21 protein-coding genes are annotated in these 19,170 nt (G+C 46.4%); 3 read left to right on the plus strand and 18 right to left on the minus strand.

The window, feature by feature from the left end:
* Positions 1-37 precede the first annotated feature (37 nt).
* The 6 genes from hrcA to gpr all read right to left on the minus strand — a co-directional run bounded on the left by hrcA (position 38) and on the right by gpr (position 7,132).
* Positions 38-1,069, minus strand: a complete 1,032-nt coding sequence (gene hrcA / locus N288_RS17135; RefSeq protein ID WP_009796262.1) for a heat-inducible transcriptional repressor HrcA — start codon at positions 1,067-1,069, stop codon at positions 38-40.
* A gap of 84 nt (positions 1,070-1,153) precedes the next feature.
* Positions 1,154-2,293: a radical SAM family heme chaperone HemW gene (gene hemW / locus N288_RS17140; RefSeq protein ID WP_022544210.1), complete on the minus strand. Its 1,140-nt coding sequence runs from the start codon at positions 2,291-2,293 to the stop codon at positions 1,154-1,156.
* A gap of 123 nt (positions 2,294-2,416) precedes the next feature.
* Entirely contained in the window at positions 2,417-4,252 is a 1,836-nt protein-coding gene (gene lepA, locus N288_RS17145; RefSeq protein WP_009796264.1) for a translation elongation factor 4, read from the minus strand.
* Between the two features lie 141 nt (positions 4,253-4,393).
* Positions 4,394-4,735 (minus strand): YqxA family protein, encoded by a 342-nt coding sequence (locus N288_RS17150; RefSeq protein WP_224951539.1) that lies wholly within the window; start codon positions 4,733-4,735, stop codon positions 4,394-4,396.
* A gap of 11 nt (positions 4,736-4,746) precedes the next feature.
* Positions 4,747-5,937, minus strand: a complete 1,191-nt coding sequence (spoIIP, locus tag N288_RS17155; RefSeq protein WP_009796266.1) for a stage II sporulation protein P — start codon at positions 5,935-5,937, stop codon at positions 4,747-4,749.
* Between the two features lie 70 nt (positions 5,938-6,007).
* Positions 6,008-7,132, minus strand: a complete 1,125-nt coding sequence (gpr, locus tag N288_RS17160) for a GPR endopeptidase (RefSeq protein WP_009796267.1) — start codon at positions 7,130-7,132, stop codon at positions 6,008-6,010.
* A gap of 294 nt (positions 7,133-7,426) precedes the next feature.
* Here gpr and rpsT point away from each other — a divergent pair, with 294 nt between their 5' ends.
* Positions 7,427-7,693 (plus strand): 30S ribosomal protein S20, encoded by a 267-nt coding sequence (rpsT, locus tag N288_RS17165; protein ID WP_009796269.1) that lies wholly within the window; start codon positions 7,427-7,429, stop codon positions 7,691-7,693.
* A gap of 83 nt (positions 7,694-7,776) precedes the next feature.
* On the opposite strand, the gene holA is transcribed toward rpsT, so the two are convergent.
* Positions 7,777-8,817 carry a DNA polymerase III subunit delta gene (gene holA / locus N288_RS17170; RefSeq protein WP_009796270.1) on the minus strand — a complete coding sequence of 347 codons (1,041 nt, stop codon included), beginning with the start codon at positions 8,815-8,817 and terminating at the stop codon, positions 7,777-7,779.
* A 301-nt stretch (positions 8,818-9,118) separates the two neighbouring features.
* On the opposite strand from holA, the gene N288_RS24825 reads away from it, so the two are divergent.
* Positions 9,119-9,253, plus strand: coding sequence for a YqzM family protein (locus N288_RS24825; RefSeq protein WP_009796271.1), 135 nt, complete (start codon positions 9,119-9,121; stop codon positions 9,251-9,253).
* A 107-nt stretch (positions 9,254-9,360) separates the two neighbouring features.
* Here the strand turns inward: N288_RS24825 and N288_RS17180 are convergent, their stop codons facing one another.
* The 3 genes from N288_RS17180 to N288_RS24830 all read right to left on the minus strand — a co-directional run bounded on the left by N288_RS17180 (position 9,361) and on the right by N288_RS24830 (position 13,027).
* The gene (locus N288_RS17180) at positions 9,361-11,688 is read right to left on the minus strand and encodes a DNA internalization-related competence protein ComEC/Rec2 (RefSeq protein ID WP_022544211.1); all 2,328 of its coding nucleotides are present in this window, start codon (positions 11,686-11,688) and stop codon (positions 9,361-9,363) included.
* A gap of 17 nt (positions 11,689-11,705) precedes the next feature.
* A complete protein-coding gene (locus N288_RS17185) occupies positions 11,706-12,293 on the minus strand; it encodes a ComE operon protein 2 (RefSeq protein ID WP_009796227.1) in 588 nt (195 codons plus the stop codon).
* An 83-nt stretch (positions 12,294-12,376) separates the two neighbouring features.
* Entirely contained in the window at positions 12,377-13,027 is a 651-nt protein-coding gene (locus N288_RS24830) for a helix-hairpin-helix domain-containing protein (RefSeq protein WP_022544212.1), read from the minus strand.
* Between the two features lie 84 nt (positions 13,028-13,111).
* Between N288_RS24830 and comER the strand changes: the two genes are divergently transcribed.
* Positions 13,112-13,936 carry a late competence protein ComER gene (gene comER / locus N288_RS17195; protein WP_022544213.1) on the plus strand — a complete coding sequence of 275 codons (825 nt, stop codon included), beginning with the start codon at positions 13,112-13,114 and terminating at the stop codon, positions 13,934-13,936.
* A gap of 109 nt (positions 13,937-14,045) precedes the next feature.
* Here comER and N288_RS17200 read toward each other — a convergent pair whose 3' ends face one another.
* The 8 genes from N288_RS17200 to N288_RS17235 are packed head-to-tail and all read right to left on the minus strand — an operon-like array spanning position 14,046 to position 19,084.
* The gene (locus N288_RS17200; protein WP_009796231.1) at positions 14,046-14,792 is read right to left on the minus strand and encodes a class I SAM-dependent DNA methyltransferase; all 747 of its coding nucleotides are present in this window, start codon (positions 14,790-14,792) and stop codon (positions 14,046-14,048) included.
* Positions 14,789-15,145, minus strand: a complete 357-nt coding sequence (rsfS, locus tag N288_RS17205; protein ID WP_009796232.1) for a ribosome silencing factor — start codon at positions 15,143-15,145, stop codon at positions 14,789-14,791. Before rsfS ends, N288_RS17200 begins: the two co-directional genes overlap by 4 nt.
* Positions 15,146-15,715: a bis(5'-nucleosyl)-tetraphosphatase (symmetrical) YqeK gene (yqeK, locus tag N288_RS17210; RefSeq protein ID WP_009796233.1), complete on the minus strand. Its 570-nt coding sequence runs from the start codon at positions 15,713-15,715 to the stop codon at positions 15,146-15,148.
* Complete coding sequence (locus tag N288_RS17215) at positions 15,705-16,274, minus strand: nicotinate-nucleotide adenylyltransferase (RefSeq protein ID WP_009796234.1); 570 nt, start codon at positions 16,272-16,274, stop codon at positions 15,705-15,707. Before N288_RS17215 ends, yqeK begins: the two co-directional genes overlap by 11 nt.
* A gap of 45 nt (positions 16,275-16,319) precedes the next feature.
* Entirely contained in the window at positions 16,320-16,610 is a 291-nt protein-coding gene (gene yhbY / locus N288_RS17220) for a ribosome assembly RNA-binding protein YhbY (RefSeq protein ID WP_009796235.1), read from the minus strand.
* Entirely contained in the window at positions 16,604-17,443 is an 840-nt protein-coding gene (aroE, locus tag N288_RS17225; RefSeq protein WP_009796236.1) for a shikimate dehydrogenase, read from the minus strand. Before aroE ends, yhbY begins: the two co-directional genes overlap by 7 nt.
* Before the next feature lie 18 nt (positions 17,444-17,461).
* Positions 17,462-18,565 carry a ribosome biogenesis GTPase YqeH gene (gene yqeH / locus N288_RS17230; protein ID WP_009796237.1) on the minus strand — a complete coding sequence of 368 codons (1,104 nt, stop codon included), beginning with the start codon at positions 18,563-18,565 and terminating at the stop codon, positions 17,462-17,464.
* Positions 18,566-18,568: 3 nt separating this feature from the next.
* Positions 18,569-19,084, minus strand: a complete 516-nt coding sequence (locus N288_RS17235; RefSeq protein WP_035403638.1) for a YqeG family HAD IIIA-type phosphatase — start codon at positions 19,082-19,084, stop codon at positions 18,569-18,571.
* Positions 19,085-19,170: the final 86 nt, after the last annotated feature.

Genomic DNA, 19,170 nt, shown 5'->3' on the forward strand with positions numbered 1-19,170 from the left:
GGAAGACAGCTTCCACCCATCATCAATATTACCCGCGTCAGCTCTTTTGATACAGCTTCGTCAGGACGTCAGTGAGGTCTGCGCTGATAATCTGCAGCAGGCTGATCACCCTGGAATACTCCATCCTCGTCGGCCCAAGGACCGCGATGGTCCCCAGCTGCTCTGCCCCCATTGAATAGGTGGCAGTAATGAGGCTACAGTTTTCCATGGCCGAGTTCTCATTCTCTCTGCCGATTTTAATATTGATTCCTGATTTATCTTTGCGTATTAAATCATAGATGCTTTCTTCCTGCTCAATCATATTCATCAGATTCCTGATTTTATTGATATCATGGAATTCCGGCTGGCTGAGCATGTTCGTCTTGCCGCCGAAAAAGAGTTTTTCATTGGCTGACAGCTTTAATATGTCAGCAAAAGAATAGAGCAGGAGATCATAGTGATTGACATGCTGCCTGAGCAGTACAGCCACTTCTTTATAGATTTTATCGTTGAGATTATCTATAGGCACACCGGCTAGCCGCTCATTCAGGATATTGACCAGTTTTTCTATTTCCCCAGGGTGGATATTCTCAGGTATGCTGAACATTTTGTTTTCCACATGCCCTGTATCAGTCACAATGATGGCTATGGCCGTATCCTTGTTCAGAGGGACAATCTGAATTTTTCTCAGCTTGTTTTCTTTAACGGCTGGACCAAGGACAATTGACGTATAGCTCGTCAGTTCTGACATGATTCTGGCAGATTTCTGCACAATCTTTTCGAGCTCATAAATCCGCTCTGCAAAGAGGGACTTAATGGTGAATATATCCTGCTGGTTCAGCTTCTGGGGTGACAAAAGATGGTCAACATAATAGCGATAGCCTTTTTCAGAAGGAACCCTTCCGGATGAGGTGTGTGTTTTCTCGATAAAACCCAATTCTTCTAAATCAGCCATTTCGTTTCGTATAGTGGCCGAACTGAAAGAAATTTCTTCTTTTTTCGACAGGCTCCTTGAACCGACTGGCTGGGCAGACCGAATGAAATCATCAACAATCACCTGGAAAATCAATAATTGACGATCTGTTAACACGTTTATCACCTCTGTTAGCACTCTTCAACAGTGAGTGCTAAATCTAATAATAAATTATCAAATTTATAGGCGCGATGTCAATCATTAGATTACACCGATGAAGGATTGAAATACTTCGTTCCCAAGAAGGCGCCCTTTTCGCGTCAGCCGGATCGACTTCCCGCCAGCTTCGATCAGTTCTAATGTCTGAAGCCTTTCCAGCTCGCTCCTGAACAGCTGAAGGGGATCTTCTTCAAATTTCTCCATAAAGCGGGAAACTTCTACACCTTCCGTCTTTCTAAGCCCCAGGAACATTTCCTCTTCCATCCTTTCAGCTTTTGTCACAATATGCGATTCCATGACAGGAAGTTTGTTTTCCGACAAGGGCTCCATATATTTCTTCAGCGGCCCGTAATTGGCATTCCGGCTCCCGCCTGCATAGCCATGGGCCCCGGCTCCAAATCCATAATACTCTTCATTATTCCAGTATGTCAGGTTATGCCTGCTTTCAAAACCGGGAAGCGCAAAATTGCTGATTTCATATTGCTTAAATCCTTCAAGATCCATCCTTTCCATAAGAAGCTCATACATCGCTGCCTCTGCATCTTCACCCGGGGAAGGAAGCTTCCCTTTTCGCATAAGATTATAAAAAACCGTCTTCGGTTCAATGATCAGTGAGTATCCGGAATAGTGCTGGATATCCAGTGTAAAGGCAGTATCCAGCGTTTCCTTGAAGTCAGCGATGGTCTGGCCCGGCAAGCTGTAAATAAGGTCTACACTGATGCTGCTGAACCCTGTTTTTTTCGCAAGTTCAATTGATGCAAATACATCCTTGGCCCTGTGTGTTCTGCCGATCCTCTTCAGCAATTCTTCATTGAAGGTCTGGACTCCAAAGCTCAGCCTGTTTACCCCGGCATCATAAAGCGCCTTCAGCTTATCTTCAGAAAGATCGCCCGGGTTTGCTTCGAAGGTGAATTCTGCCCCTTCTTCAAGAGGCATATGCTTTCTGATTGATGCGCACAGCATCTCGAGCTGGCGTGCATCCAAGGCAGTCGGGGTGCCTCCGCCAACAAAAATTGAACGGAAAGGGCTTGAGGGACGATCCTGAAGGGTCAATTCCATTTCTTTTTCAAGGGCCTGCAGATATTCATCGACCGGCTGGCCTTTAAGAAACACTTTATTAAAATCACAATAATGGCATATATGTTCACAAAACGGTATATGGATATAAGCCGCATTTATCATACGTGTCGTCACAACCTTTAATAATTTGCTCATCGGCAGATCTTTTTTTCAATGAAAAAGAGGTTAGAGCTGCTTGTATGCAAGCATATCTAACCTCCGGCAACAAATCAAACCTGGAGCCTGTTACTTTTTGGGAGTCGTATCGTCCATTTTCAGGACTGCCATGAATGCTTCCTGCGGAACTTCGACAGAGCCGACCTGCTTCATGCGCTTTTTCCCTTCCTTCTGCTTTTCAAGCAGCTTTCTTTTCCGGGAAATATCTCCGCCGTAACATTTCGCCAATACGTTCTTCCTCATCGCTTTAATCGTTGAACGCGCAACGATTTTTTGCCCGATTGCAGCCTGGATCGGCACCTCAAACTGCTGGCGGGGAATCAGGTCCTTCAGTTTCTCTACAATCACTTTTCCACGTTCATATGCGAAATCTCTATGGACGATAAAGCTGAGCGCATCGACTTTTTCAGCGTTAAGCAGAATGTCCATTTTGACAAGCTTGGATTCTTTATAGCCAATCAGCTCATAATCGAATGAGGCATAGCCTTTTGTGCTGGATTTAAGCTGATCGAAGAAGTCATACACAATTTCCGAAAGCGGAATTTCGTACACAATGCTGACCCTGGTCTCATCCATATACTGCATATCAATGAAAATACCGCGTTTTTCCTGGCAGAGCTCCATGATTGCACCGACATAATCATTTGGCGCCATCATCGTCGCCTTTACATAAGGCTCCTCTACACGGTCAATTTTCTGTGCGTCAGGCATATCTGACGGATTGTCCACTTTCAGCAAAGTGCCGTCAGTCATGACAACATCGTAGATAACGCTTGGTGCAGTTGTGATCAGGTCTATCTTGAATTCCCGCTCAATGCGTTCCTGGATGATTTCCATATGAAGCAGTCCAAGGAATCCGCAGCGGAAACCGAAGCCCAATGCCTGGGAAGTCTCCGGCTCAAACTGAAGCGCAGAATCGTTGAGCTCCAGCTTTTCAAGCGCTTCGCGCAAATCATTGAATCTGGCGCTGTCAATCGGGTACAGGCCGCAGTATACCATTGGATTCAGCTTCCGGTAGCCTGGCAGGGGTTCTGCAGCTCCATTTTTCGCGCTTGTGATCGTATCGCCGACACGTGTATCGCCGACATTCTTAATTGCTGCTGTCAGGAAGCCTACATCACCTACAGAAAGCTCAGGCAGCGGAGTTGATTTCGGTGTGAAAACGCCTACCTCCGTGACTTCGAACTCTTTGCCGGTCGCCATCATCTTGACTTTATCACCGACCTTCACTGTTCCTTCAACAACACGGATATAGGCAACAACGCCTCTGTATGCATCATAAAGGCTGTCAAAGATCAACGCCTTCAGCGGGGCATCTGGATCTCCCTGTGGAGCTGGAACCTTCTCAACGACCTGTTCCAGAATCTCCTCAATTCCGATCCCTGCTTTTGCAGATGCCAATACAGCCTCACTGGCATCAAGCCCGATGACGTCCTCGATTTCACCGCGCACCCGTTCAGGATCTGCACTTGGAAGGTCGATTTTGTTGATGACCGGTACAATTTCAAGGTCATTATCAATGGCAAGGTACACATTTGCCAGAGTTTGGGCTTCAATGCCTTGTGCAGCATCCACAACAAGCACTGCGCCTTCACATGCTGCAAGGCTTCGGGACACTTCATAAGTAAAGTCTACGTGCCCTGGGGTATCAATCAGATGAAAAGTGTAAATTTCTCCATCTTTTGCTTTATATTTTAATTGCACAGAATTCAATTTGATTGTAATCCCGCGTTCTCTTTCCAGGTCCATGGAATCGAGCAGCTGGTCCTTCATTTCCCGCGCCGTCAAGGCATTTGTTCTTTCCAGGATTCTGTCAGCCAGCGTTGATTTCCCATGGTCAATATGGGCAATTATTGAAAAATTCCGGGTTTTCGATTGTCTTTCCAGTCTGTCTTCTCTATTCATAGCGTTCACTCCTACTATACTCGCGCATATACACTATTTTTGATTATATCAGCAGGGGTTGGAACATTCAAGGAAAAGCGGAAGCACTGAGAAGGCCACTAAAATAAAACAGCCATCTCCCGGATGGCCGATTGTTCTCTATTATTTTATCAGATCCGCCACTTTCTGTATGGCGGTGTCTGCGGCCTTTGATAGCCCTTCGGCAAGATCCCTGCCGGCAGAGGAAAAGAAATTATATGCCTTCATCTCTTCCAGCTTTTCTCTTTTCTTTTCCAGGTCATGCGAAGATACGTCCTGGCCGAGTATGGAGGCCTCCAGCTCCCCTGTACTGCTTTCATTAATGGAGAAAGCAGGATTCAGCCCTTTTTCATCATAGCCTCTCATAGCCCTCGTCCCCTCATTGGCATGCTGCATGCCAAAAAGGACGGAAATGAACATCAATGCTGCAGCAAGGAAAGCTTTTACCATAAACATTTTCATCATAATCACCTTTTTCATTCTTTGCCGGCAGGGATATTTCCGGAAGAATCTACTTTCTCTGCCTGCCAGTAATATTCACTGAAAACTTCTGCCAGAGCTTCAGCTGATCTGTACAGCTCCTCGAAGGTATTGTCCACCCCTCCGATTTCAACCAGAATCGCATGCTCGGATAAATCCTGATTGAATTTACCGTTCGTCAGGCTTCCTTCCTTTGTTAATGCCCCCCTGCTTAAGCCTTTATATTTTTTTTCCAAAAGATTATGAAGTTCATTGGCAAATGAAAGATTCTGCTCATAACCTTTATGCTCTGCACCAATGATAAAAGCGACTTTAGCAAAATCGACATCATCTATTTCAGTCGTGGTATCACTTTTCCTTTTGGCATCCCGATGGATATCAATTAAATAAGACAGATGTTGATCAGCTGCGAGTGCAGTTTCGACGGCTTCCCTTGACTGGTCATATGACTGTGAATAGCTCCAGCCTTTTCTGCTTAAGTCAGCCTGGATGTCAGTCTTGTCCACCGCTGCGCCAATGCCCTTTGCCTCCAGGGCTGATTTCAGGCGTTCTCCCACTTTGGTGATATTCTGTTCAGGATGAAATGCCTGATCAATATCCTTCACTCCATCCAAGTAAGGAAGGAAAGATTCACGATTATGCGAAAAATAAATATAAACGATCTTTTTGCCTCCGGTCGTCATCCTTGTTTCTTCATCGATACCCGCCATTTTTCCGCCGTTCATCAGGGAAGCTTCCTGTTCAGCCCGCAGCGATTCAATCGGAGGCGGGGATTCAATTGGCATATTGGAATTATTCGTTTCTTCACCCGCTGTGAGGAGTGCGCCTTCATAACCTCGAAAGGCAGGCAGTTCTCTTCCAAGCAGACTGCCCGGGTCATTCAGGCGTACATTCGTGGACAGTTCGAATAATAGGCCTGAAAGGGGAGGGGGCACCGGTCTATCCGGCAGCGCTGCATGGAAATGGTGATTCTCCAAACCAATCAGCTGGTACAGCCCCTCTGCTTTCATATTGGACAGCGCAGCCCTGATAGATTCAGGGACAGCCCTATATTCATTGCCCGGAAAAGCAACAGCCCCGCTGACCGCAAATACCAGGCCGGAAAACAGCAGACAGGCTGTGCTTGCCTTCAGAAATCCAGACCCAATCATCCCCGGGCGGTTATCAGTTGGTTTCGCTGTTTTCATAGGTCCACCTCTTCAGCTTAAGTCTAGTAAATCTTATGACTGTGCTAGAGTAGATAGAACCTCAAGAAGGCTACCTAGTATAAAAACCGGAATTTTCCTGGTTGATCCTGCTATGGAGGGCAGCATTCAGCCCATTGGCTACCAGATTGGACATATCCTCCATAAACACATCCACCTCTTTCGGTGTTACCATCAGATTATGGCCGATAGGAGAAAGCACCTCATAAATCAGCTTTCTCTTTTCTTCATCTGGAAGTGTGCCGACAATGCCAAGGAAAGTCTGCCGCTGCTGTTCTTCTGGCAGGTCTTCCTCTGTGAGCTTCTTCCTTTTCCCGAAATTCATGCCTGCAGGGGCCAGCGCCCGGGATGGCCTGTCACCTTCCTTAAGCTCCCTGCCGAAATGCTTAAGAATAAAATCAATTGTATCGCTTGTGATGCTGACTGCATCCACGACGGTCGGCACCCCAATTGCAATCACTGGAATCCCGAGAGTTTCCCTGCTGAGCTCCTTCCGCTTGTTGCCTACTCCTGAACCCGGATGGATGCCTGTATCAGAAATTTGGATGGTAGAGTTCACCCTTTCAATTGAGCGGGCGGCCAGGGCGTCAACTGCAAGCACAAAATCCGGCTTCGTCTTCTCCACTACCCCAAAGATGATATCGCTTGTCTCGATCCCGGTCAGCCCCATAACGCCAGGGGCAAGGGCACTTACTGGCCTGTAGCCCTCTTCAACATTTTCCGGCTGAAGCTGATAAAGGTGGCGTGTGACCAAAATATTTTCACAAACCTGGGGTCCCAGTGCATCGGGCGTGACATTCCAGTTTCCGAGACCAACGACAAGGCAGCTTGCATCTTTCTTGATCCCCATCCCCTCAATGAAACGGGCCAATTCGCTTGAAAACACATTTTCGACCTTCTGCTGAAGCTCTGTGTCCTGCTGCCTGATACCCTGGACCTCAATGGTTAGATACTTGCCTTCTTTCTTCCCGAGGGATTTGGCGCCTTCTGATGTCACCTCAACATAAGATATCTTGAGATCATCTTCTTCTTTTTCTTTAATTATGACCCCTTCAAGCTGAGAGAGATTCTCTTCTTTCCCAAGGTTTTTTGAGCGTTCATCCATTACTATCTCCCTGGCTTCAATGGCAAGGTCGGTTCTTATTGAATAGCTGCTAAGATCTAATGGTTCTTTCACATTGCTGCCCTCTTTTCTTCAATCCGGCCTGGGCCGGTGCTTTTTCCTAGCTTTGCCTGAACCGCGCCAATTCATTCAGAAGCTGTCCCGCCTGGAGCCTATGTTCATTTGCTTCCCTAAAATGATCAAACTGCTTTTGGGTCCTTCCCGGCAAAAAGAATTGATTTTAAACTACAGTATTGCATTATTAGCATGCCTTTGATAAAATAGCACTTGTTCTTAATTATTGTTAATGAATGATATGAAAGTCGAGTTAATATAATCTCGATTGCTTTTTTCTAGGAGGTGAATGGAATGCCAAACATTAAATCTGCTATTAAACGCGTAAAAACAAGCGAAGCCCGCAATGCTCAAAACGTGACTGTTAAGTCTTCAATGCGTACTGCTGTCAAGAAAGCTGAAGCTGCAATCGTGAACGAAGATACAGCTGCTGCTAAGACTGCATATGCGAACGCAGTCAGCCAGCTTGACAAAGCTGCTGCAAAAGGCCTTATCCACAAAAACGCTGCTGCACGCAAGCAATCTCGTCTTGCTAAAAAACTAAACTCTTTGAACGCGTAATCGTTTAAAGATTCCCGGCTATCTTCACAGATAGCCTTTTCTTATGCCGTAAAAATGAAAAAATGGCCTTTTGGGCCATTTTTTTATTTTGTCTGTTTGTGGAGGGCATGGTCGTGGAGCCTGAACAAAAACATCTCAATAAGCATTTCCTTGTTCATCCCCCCTGTTTTCATCTCATAATCTGCTTCTGCCAGAAGCTTCATGATGCGGGACAGTTCTTCATCTCCGAAAAGCTGGGCCTGTCCGGCTGCAAGCTTGACCCTGAAGGGATGGACCTTTAAGTATCCGGCCGTCTGCTGCTGGCCGTATCCCCTTCTCGAAAGCTCCTTCACCTGGTAGATCAGCCTGAATTGGCCGGTCAGAATGGAAAGAATTTTAATCGGCTCTTCATTTTGCTTTAAAAGATCATAATAAATCCGCAGTGCCTCATCTATTTTTCTGTGGACCACCTTGTCGACAAGGGTGAAAATATTCTGCTCAAGCGACCTGGCAACCAGCTTGTCAACTGCCTCGGCATCAATCAGCTTTTCCTCGTCGGCATATAAGGCCAATTTATCAATTTCACCTGTCAGCATAAAGAGGTTGGTACCTGCCAGAGTCAGCATAAGCTGCACGGCATCCTCCTCAATCTGGACGCCGTTCTGGGCAGCCCTTTCCCTGATCCAGACTTTCAGCTCCTGCTCCCCCAGTTTTTTGGCCTCAAGGACACTTGCTTTTTTCTTCAGTTCCTTCGTAATCTTTTTTCTATCATCCAGCTTTTCATAGGGTGCCGCAAACACAATAATTGAATATGGCGACGGCTCTTTTAAATAGGATTCCAGCTTGGCCAGATTATGCTCAGTCTTCCCCTTTGTCTTTTCGGAAGTCAGAAAAGAGGGGTTGTGAAGAAAGATGAGCCTCTTATCCCCCATGAAAGGGAAGGTCTCTGCATCCTCAAGTGCCGCTTCTATTGGTGTTTCCTCCAAATCATATGTAGACAGATTAAAATCGCTCTCGTCTTCAGCCAGCACATTGTTGATAAGCAGCTGTTTTGTTTCATTAATCAAAAAGCCTTCTGTTCCGTATAATAAATATATCGGGGTAAATTGTTTGTTATTTATTTGCTTCCACACATCTAAAACCAATTGTCTCGCTCCGTTCAATACTTTTTTTCCTACTCCTATCCTAAAGAAGACCGGACGATTTGACAAGCATTCAAAGGAACCGGGCTCGCCGATGCCCAGTTCCCCATCTATATTGAACGTCGCCAGCCAAGGCCTAGGATACTTGATTGGCGGCGGTGCGAAAACATTGTGATGTTATTTTCTGCTGCGCGAAATCAAACTATTTGTGACAACTCCTTCTAGTCCAGGAAAACGCACACAGGAATTGTGGATTTTTTTTTATATATCGCTTATACTAAAAATGATATAGGAGGGGTAGACTGTGAACGAATTTGAAAAGAACGTCCAAAGCAAACGCAACGATGCTGTTGATTCCGGCGTAGGGTTTGCCGTATCTTTCGGCTTTTTCGCATTATTGTTTGTTATTGCAACAGTCATTAAATTCATTGGAGCGTAAAAACAGCTACATAGCGTAAATTTATGGAGACTGCATACACATGCAGTCTCTTTTCATTTCTGCTTATGAAGCCTGCGGTGAATGGGAAGGGCTTTCTTAATCTTATATTATGGGAGCTTGAGGGAAAACGTTCCTGCCTTTTCGGTAAATGTGTAGGTAATTGCCCCATGAAGATCAGTTCTCAAGATTTTTATTTTCTCGGAACTCAATCTTGAAAGTACTTCTTGGTGAGGATGCCCATACCGATTGTTCCTCCCGGCAGAGATGACGGCCGCTTTAGGCTCAATTTGCCGCAGAAACTGGCTCGAACTGGAGGAATTGCTTCCATGGTGCCCCGCTTTGAGTATATCTGCCTTTAAATGAGGATATTTTTGGATGATCCTGCCTTCTCCCTCCTCCTCAAGGTCGCCTGTAAAAAGCCAGCGCAACCCTCCGGCTTTCGCCAGGATGACAAGAGAACCGTCGTTTTTACTTCCATATTCTCTGCCCTGGATGGGGGAGATGATTTGGAAGCTGCTGCTGCCAGCCTGCCATCCGCTCCCTGATTCAGCATAGACCACTGGTATGGACAGTTCATCCGCCCGCTGGATCAGCAAATTTTCAAGCTCCCCGCCCTCACCCCCTCTAGGGAAGACGATTTCATTGATTTTAATCTCATCCAGCACACCAGCTGCTCCCCCTATATGATCAGCATCCCCATGGGTCAGGATCAGTCTGTCCAGCCGGGAAATTCCTCTGCTCTTCAAAAATGGCACCACAATATCCTTCCCTGGATCAAATATATCTTTTCTTTTTTCCCATTCTTCGGTTTCAAACTGAAGCCTGCCGCCTGTATCGATTAAATAATCTCCCTTGCCATAGGGCAGGGAAACCAAAATGCTGTCACCCTGCCCTACATCCAGAAAGGTGATTTCCCCTTTTGGAGAGAATTTTTGTTCCAATGGCTGAAAGGAGAAAAGCAACAGCATGCCTGCGACCATTTTAAGGGTAAAGTGCTCTTTCTTCCTTTCCCATATGATCAATAATGCTGGTACTCCTGTTATATACATGGCCAAAGCAGGCCCGGATGGCTTCCCCAGCACCAACACAGCACCAGGCAATGATCCAAGCTTTCCGGCGGCCAAATTGGCCATGCCTGCGCTCCACTCAAGCACCTGCAGGATCAGGCCGGCATTCCCACCTGAAAGTATATGCAAAAGGAATCCCAGCAGGATGCCAGGCAAGAGGATAAATGAAAAAAAGGGGATGTAAAGAAGATTGGCGAAGAGAGCGAAAAGCGATATCTCATAAAAGAAGAAGAGAATGATCGGGGCGGATGCAAGCTGGGCAGCCAATGAAACAGCCACGCTTTGGGATATCCAGTGGTTCAGATTTTTAAAGATTGAGGGAGCTGAGATAATAAGGGCAAAGCTGACACAAAAAGACAGCTGAAATCCGGGTTCGTAGACTATATGAGGGGAGAAGAAAAGGCAAACGGCAAAAACAGAGCTTACGGCATCAATCGGCTGAAGCTTCTTCTTTCCTCTTGCAGCCAGCGAATAGATCAGCATACACATCAACATCAGTACAGCCCTGGTGACAGAAGGAGCCCCGCCGGTCAGGACGGCGTAAACGGGCAAGAACAGCAGCAGCAGGAATTTCATCCTTTTACTGGGGACGCCTGCTCTTTTCCCTATATAAAGGATCATGGCTGCCAGGAGGCCGACATGAAGGCCGGATATCGCCAGAAGATGCACAATGCCGAGCTTCTGATAGTCCTCCAGCAGACTGGTGTCCATCAGGCCCCTTTCTCCAAAAACAAGGGCGGCTGCCAGCGGTGCAAGGCTCCCGGGGAATTCCGTTTCAATATAAGCGATCCCTGATTGCCTCAGCCTCTTTATTTTTGCAACAGGATGGCTTGCCGTGCCGGAACACCGGCTGAGCATCAGCGAATCAGCTTCAAGAATCCAGAACGTCTGCTTTCTTTCCAGATAAAGCCTGTAGTCAAATCCATTCGGATTAGCTGCCTGCATGGGCTTTTCGAGAATGCCATCCACGTGGCATACCAGCCCTGGAACCAGATTGTTCCGCAGCAGCTGCTTTTCTTTCTGTGAATCCAGCTTATAGGCAAGAAGCAGTTTTTCCCCTGTCTTTCTGTCGCGTGAGTTTACAGAAAGGCTGTTTCCATCAATCTTCATTTCTGACAGCTCCAGCTGAAACGTTTTCTCGGCTCCGCTTAATACACTGTGATTTCCCTTTTCTGCAAAATAACCTCTGCAGGCAAATATCAGCAGCGTAATAAATAAAAGAAGAATCAACATTTTTGAGAATCGTTTTATTAGTGCAAATAGGTACATAAGGAATACGGCAAATAGCGATAATGCTATGTTCCCTTCCAGCACGATCACCAGTCCAGCCAGGGCAGCAGCAGCAAAATAAAAAGAATTCCCCTTCACTGATACCTCCTGTCCAGTTACTTAGCTGTAATGCCAGCCCCGGTTCCAAAAAGCTCCCCGGCTTCTGCCTGAAGTTTATCAATCCGCTCATGGTCTGTCCCGTTTTGCTTCATCTCTTCCAACAGGTTTTTAATATATTCAGCCTTTTCCGCACGGTTAAATTCGAGAGAAATTTCTTTGTGCATTACCTGCTCCACCCTGACGCCTGCCTGTTCAAACAGCTCAATTGCATACGGATGGTTTTTGTAGGCTTCAGCGTAATACACTGTTGCAATGCCAGCCTGTATGATAGCCTTGCAGCATTGAAGGCATGGGAAATGCGTGACATAAATATCCGCTCCTGCAGTGGGCACACCGAATTTGGCACATTGCAGGATGCTGTTCATCTCAGCATGTATAGTCCTGACGCAATGATTATCGATGACATAGCAGCCGTGGTCGATGCAATGGTCTCCTCCTGCTATCGAACCGTTGTATCCGCCTGCAATGATGCGTTTGTCGCGGACAATTGTAGCCCCGACTGCCAGCCTTGTACATGTGCTCCTTAAAGCCAGCAAATGGCTTTGAGCCATAAAATATTGGTCCCATGATAAACGCTGTTCCATTTTTCTCCTCCTAAAATCTCTTTGTTATAGAATAATCTCCTGGTACAAGTTTAATCTCTTTTTCAAAAGCACGTCAATGAGGCTCATTTCAATTTTATATAAGATTTAAGCTTTTCAAAGGTTTTTTCACCTATCCCGCTAATCTGCATCAAGTCCTCAAGCGACTGGAACGGACCTTCCGTTTCCCTGTACTCAATGATGGCAGCTGCTTTTGATGGGCCAATCCCCGGAATATCCTGAAGCTCCTCACTCCCCGCACTGTTGATATTTACCATTCCATCTTCTCCCGAGGCTGCACTGATAGCCTGTGCTGGTTCAGTTCCACCTGACAATTCCTCCCCCTCCTCCGGTACGTAAATAACCATTTCATCGCCCACTCTCTGGGCAAAGTTTATCCGGGCCTCATCTGCGTTTTCTGTCAGCCCCCCTGCCTTCTGAATAAGATCAGCCACACGCTCTCCGTCAGCTGCTTCATATAAACCCGGGTTCCTCACACTCCCCTTCACATCAACCTTAATGACAGGCGGAGCAGCTTCTTTTTCTTTTTCTTTTTCTTTTTCTTTTTCCTCTTCCTCCCCCAGGCCAGGCAATGACTCCAGCTCCTCCTCCATCTGCAGACTTTCAAGAGGGTCACCATCCCCTTTGTTTCCCTGAAGAAAAAAATAAAACAGCAAAATTAATAAGAAAGCCGCACCAATCCCAGCCAGCGGGCGGCGCTTGATCCAATCCAGCATGATCGCATCCCCTTTCAAGGTATATTTGAGTTTTCAATTTCATATCGTTATATGAGATATCTTGCTGTCAAAGGAGGGTTATTTATGAATGTCGGATTTATCGGTACAGGGAATATGGGGAAAATTCTTATCCAGGCCTTGCTTGATGCCAAAGCCGTTCCTCCCTCCTCTGTGACGATTACAAACAGAACTTTGGAGAAAGCGGCAGAGATACAGAAAGAGTACAGCGGCCTGAAACTTGCGGAGGGAGCAGCCGAAACGGCTGCCAATTCGGATTTGATTTTCATTTGTGTGAAGCCTCATGATTTTGCGGATGTGATCCAGGAAATCCGGCCATATTTAAGTGATGAGGATTGCGTGATTTCAATAACAAGCCCTATCAGCGCCGAACAGCTCGAATCTTTTGTCCCCTGTTCAGCAGCACGGGTGATTCCAAGCATCACCAACAGGGCACACGCCGGTGTGGCTCTTGTTACTTACGGGGAGCATTTCAGGGATGAATGGAAGCAGAAACTCATGCCGCTTATCGAGGCCATTGCCAAGCCTGTGGAAATAGAAGAAGAAATAACAAGGGTATCATCTGACATCGTAAGCTGCGGACCTGCATTTTTCAGTTATCTGACACAGCAATTCATTAATGCGGCCGTTGCGGAAACAAAAATAAATCGGGAGACTGCCACTGTTCTTGCCAGCGAAATGCTGATCGGGATGGGAGAGCTGCTGAAAAAGGGGCATTATACCCTTCCTGCCCTTCAGCGGAAGGTCTGTGTTAAAGGAGGAATAACCGGTGAAGGAATAAAGGTGCTGGAGAAGGAATTAGGTGATGTTTTTCGGCATGTGTTCCAGGCAACACATTCTAAATTCGAGGAAGATCTTACACAGGTCAAAAAACAGTTCACTGTCCATTAACATTCTCTGCTTCCTTTCAAAATTCCTTCTGCTCCGCTGACTTTTTTTGATCAGCCTTACAGGAATACGAAAAAAAGCAAAAGCCGCCCCCCATCGGGAGCGGCTTTTGCTAGTTTTTGCGGCAAATGAAAAAGATCCTTTCCGACTCTTGCGCCGGGAGCTCGGTCTCAAAATCCGCTGTTATTTCCAGCAGGGTAAACCCTGCTTTTAAAAGCCAGTCTTTATAGATATCTATAGGATAAGTGCGCTGCAGATGGAGCTCATCATATCTGTCATATTTCATGAGCGAAGGGTCCAGCTGAAAGAAAGTCAATTCATGTTCAACACTGAAAGGATGCTCCCCAGGGAAGCATTCCCATATATAAGAGATTTTATCTTCATTCAAGGCAAAGGTCTGATCCCTGAAGATATGCTCCATCTTATAGACTGAATGCACATCAAAGATGAACAAACCGCCTTCCTTCAGGTGCCTTCCCACACTTTCGAATGTCTGCTCAACCTCTTTTTCGCTCTGAAGATAGTTCAGGGAGTCACAGAAGATCCCTGCAATATCATACTCGCCAAGCCCCTCGAGTTCTGACATGTCCTGCTGATAGAAAGAGATATCTGCCCCCTGCTCCATCGCTTTTGCCTGGGCGACAGCGAGCATATCCTCCGATAAATCAACTCCGGTTACATCGTATCCGGCTTGTGCGAGACGGACAGAAAGCTCCCCGGTGCCGCAGGCAAGATCAAGAAGGCGCTTCCCTTCAATACTGTACTTCTCCGTACTGCTTTTTACTGTTTCCACCCAGCCTTCATAAGGCACATCCTTCATCAGTGCATCATAAAGGTAGGCGAACTTCCCATAGGTCATTGTCCAAGCACGCTCTGGACATCCACTGAAGGTGCATCGCCCCACAGGCGTTCTAAGTTATAATAGCTTCTCTCATCCTTATGGAAAACATGGGCTACAACATCCCCGAGGTCAACGAGTATCCATCTCGCCTCGTCAAATCCTTCCATCCGGTTGACTGTATAGCCAAGCTCTTCGCTCTTTTCTTTCATTTCACGGGCGATTGCCTGGACTTGCTTATCAGAATTACCGTGGCAAATCAGAAAATAATCTGAGATGAGGGAAATCCCTTTCATATTCAATACCACAATATCTTCTGCTCGTTTATCATCGGCTGCTTTTACAGCCATATCTAATAAGGCGCGTTCACTCATTTAATCAGTCTCCTTTTTCATTACAAGATCATTATACGACAGAAAAGTCAGCGGAAACACCGGCTGATTCTTCTTCATTAAAAACGTGATAGTATTCTGCATTGCTTTTATTAAGGCTGAATCAAGATCTGTTTCAGCCAGTTTCCGGACTTCATCCACACCCGGAAAATGCCGGCCGGGTTCAATATAGTCGGCGAGATAAATGATTTTATCAAGTAAGGGCATTTGCGGCCTTCCTGACGTATGATACCGGATTGCATCCAGGATTTCAGGATCGGTCACCCCTGCCTCTGTTTCAGCAAGGTAGGCACCAGCAGGGGCATGCCAAAGCTCGCTGTTGTACATAAGGAGCTCCTCAGGCATTTTTTGCTCTATGATAATCCTCTTCATTTCATCCTTCGGGCGGAACTTGGCATAATCATGGAGAATAGCTGCCGTTTCAGCCTTCTGGATATCAGCCCCAAAGGTGCGGGCAAGGCCGATTGCCGTTTCCATCACACCGATTGTATGCTGGTAGCGGTGTTCTGTTAACTGTTTCTTTACTATTTTTAGATAAAATTCACGATCCATACAAACGATTCTCCTCAATATACTTCCTGACGCTTTCCGGAATTAGATAGCGCACGGTATCTCCCTTGCTGAGCCTTTCCCTGATCATGCTCGATGAAACATCCATCTGCGGCACATCAACCGGGACAACCGGATAGTCAGTACGGCTGCTATAGGAAGGCCTGCCGACGCCGGCAAAGACGGCAAGCTCAAGGAGGTCATTTATTTTATACCATTTCGGCAGATACTCAATCATATCAGCCCCGATGATAAAATAGAATTCGGTATCCTTATTCTGCTCTTTAAGCAGCTTCATTGTATCATAAGTGTAGGATGGCCCCCCGCGTTCCATTTCAATCGTCTGGATTTCAAAGCGCGGGTGCCCCTCAATTGCAAGCTCCAGCATTTCTACCCTTGCTTGATCAGATGCAGCTGAAGACTTCTTTTTATGCGGGGGATCCTGGTTTGGCATAAACCAGACCTTGTCCAATGAAAGGGAATGGAGCACCTCATTTGCGATCAGCAGATGGCCATGATGGGGAGGATTGAATGTACCTCCAAGAATGCCGATTCTCTTCACCTGCAGTCCTCCTTTTGCCGCCTCTTGGCTGCAAACATGCCTTCATTATGGCAGCTGGATTTGTTTGTTTTCTTTTGATTCTTTATAAAGGACGATCATATTGCCGATGATCTGCACCAGCTCTGCTTTAGTCCCTTTAACGAGCTTCTCAGCCACTTCGTCTCTATCTTCATCACAGTTCTGCAGGATGCTTACCTTCAGCAATTCCCTTGCCTCGAGCGCTTCCCCGATCTGTGATATCATATTTTCGTTCACCCCGCCTTTTCCAACCTGAAAAATCGGGTTCAAGTGATGTGCTTTTGAGCGCAATAATCTTTTTTGTTTTCCTGTTAACATGTTTGTCCTCCCAGTTGTGTAATAACGCCTGCTTCCATCCTGTCTGTATCCGGAAAGGTTCCAGTCCACCTTTCAAAGGCCAATGCCCCCTGGCAGACAAACATTTTCAGGCCATTCTGGATGGATGCACCTTTGTTTTTAGCTTCCCGCAAAAATTTAGTTTCAAGCGGGTTATATATTATATCGCTGACAAAAGCACCGGCCTTCAGATTATACAGTCCAAAGGGCAATGCATTTACGTCGGGCAGCATGCCGATCGGTGTTGTCTGGATGATGATATCATACTCAGCCAGTTTTTCTTCTGCCTGCTGAAAGCCTAAAGCATCCGTTCTGACAGGAAAGGGGCATTTATCCGCAAGAGCCTCCGCCTTTGCTGCTGTCCGATTGCAGATATCTATTGCCTGAACGCCTTTTTGTGCGAGCGTATAATAGATTGCCTTTGCCGCTCCGCCTGCTCCGGCAATCAGGATTTTTTTCCGGCTGAAATCAGGCACCTCAGAAGCGAGGCCTCTTACATAGCCCTCCCCATCCGTGTTGTACCCAATCAATTTCCCATCTTTATTAAGGACAGTATTCACCGCCCCGATTGCCTCTGCCAGCTGATCGATTTCATCCAGGAATGGCATGATTTCTGTTTTATGGGGTACAGTGACATTAAACCCTGCAACCCCGATTGCCCGGAGCCCCTTCACTGCGTCCCCTAAATCTTCCCGTCTGACTTTTAGCGGAACATAGCAGGCATCCAGTCCATATATACCAAACAGATCATTATGCATCGCCGGCGACATTGAGTGGCCAATCGGATCGCCGATTACAGCAAAGAGCTTTTTCAAGTCCCTCTCCCCTTTCTGTTAAATCAGGGATTTCCTTACCATCGCCTGCACTCCTTTTGGTACATAAGCGGCAACCTTCGTTCCCGGCTCACTCACTGTAACCCAGCCCAAACCAGAAATCACAATATCGGTTTTCCCTTCCTTGACAGTGAATTCATGCCTGACAAGCTCAGGAAATTCATCCATCTGTTCAGGGCGGGGCGGCGTCAGCATTTCCCCTGCGTGCTTCTCATACAGTTCATCTGCATTCTCAAGCTTTGTGCGATGGATATTGATTTCGTTGGATACGTGGCAAATGAATGCCTGTCTGCTTCCGCTGATAAAATCAAAGCGCGCCAGGCCGCCAAAAAATAAGGTCTGCCCTTCATTAAGCTGATATACCTTTGGCTTGATTTCCTTCTTAGGCATAATCACCTTAAAGTCACGCTTATCGACAAAGTGGGCCATCTGATGATGGTTGATGATGCCCGGTGTATCAACAAGAGCTTTGCCGTCCTCTAAAGGTATCTCGATAATATCCAAAGTTGTCCCTGGAAAATGAGAAGTTGTGATGATATCCCCTTCTCCTGTTACCTCCTTAAGAATCCGGTTGATGAAGGTTGATTTGCCGACATTTGTACAGCCGACTACATACACGTCCTTGCCTTCCCTGTACTCATCTATCGCAGAAGCCACCTCCTGGATCGACTGCCCTTTCGCAGCACTGACAAGGAACACATCTTCCGGCCGGAGCCCCAGATTTTTAGACTCCTGCTTCATCCAGTTGATCAGTTTATTTCGCTTCACTGATTTTGGAAGCAGATCCGCTTTATTGCCGACCAAAAGAACCTTGTTGTTCCCTGTAAAACGATGCAGCCCCGGAAGCCAGCTTCCATTGAAATCGAAGATATCGACAATCTTGACGATCAGAGCATCGCTTCTTCCGATTTCATTCAGGATTTTTAGAAAATCATCATCAGTTAAGCTGACATCCTGGACCTCATTATAATGCTTGAGGCGGAAACAGCGCTGGCAGACAATCGCCTCTTTCTCTAAAGCTGATTTTGGCGCGTAGCCGAGCTCCTCGGGATTTTCTGTCTGGACCTTCACTCCGCAGCCTATACATACATATTGTTCACTCACGCATTAATCCTCCCATTGAATCTTGCCTTTTTTTCTGAACCAATTTAGAATCCGCCTTTCGACTTTGCGGTTAAATCTTGTTACAAATCCGTCCGTCTGGGCAACCGGGACGACAAGGATCGTATGGAACCCGCTCCTGTTGCCGCCAAGAACATCAGTCAGCAGCTGGTCACCTATGACAACAGTTTCTTCTTTTTTCAGGCCCATTTCACCCAAGGCCCTGTTAAATGCCTTTGTCATCGGCTTGCGCGCCTGGAAGATGAACGGAATGCCCAGGGGCTCAGAAAAGGCCTTTACACGGTTTTCTTTATTATTCGAAACAATTGTCACCTTAATATTCTGATGCTTCATTTCCTCAAACCATTTGATAAGCTTCGGGGTAGCAAGAGGCCTGTCCCACTCAACAAGCGTATTGTCCAGGTCAGTGATGATTCCCTTTACTCCCTTTGCCTTAAGGCTTTCGGGTGTTATTTCAAATATATTCTTAACATGCTGATCAGGCAAAAAATGCTTTAACATTGAAAACACCTCATTATTTTCATCCATTTTTGCAATGTATCCATCATACCCAATTTTAACCGCCAGTTCAAAATAAATCTTGCAAA

Source organism: Bacillus infantis NRRL B-14911, assembly GCF_000473245.1.
Lineage (GTDB): Bacteria > Bacillota > Bacilli > Bacillales > Cytobacillaceae > Bacillus_AB > Bacillus_AB infantis.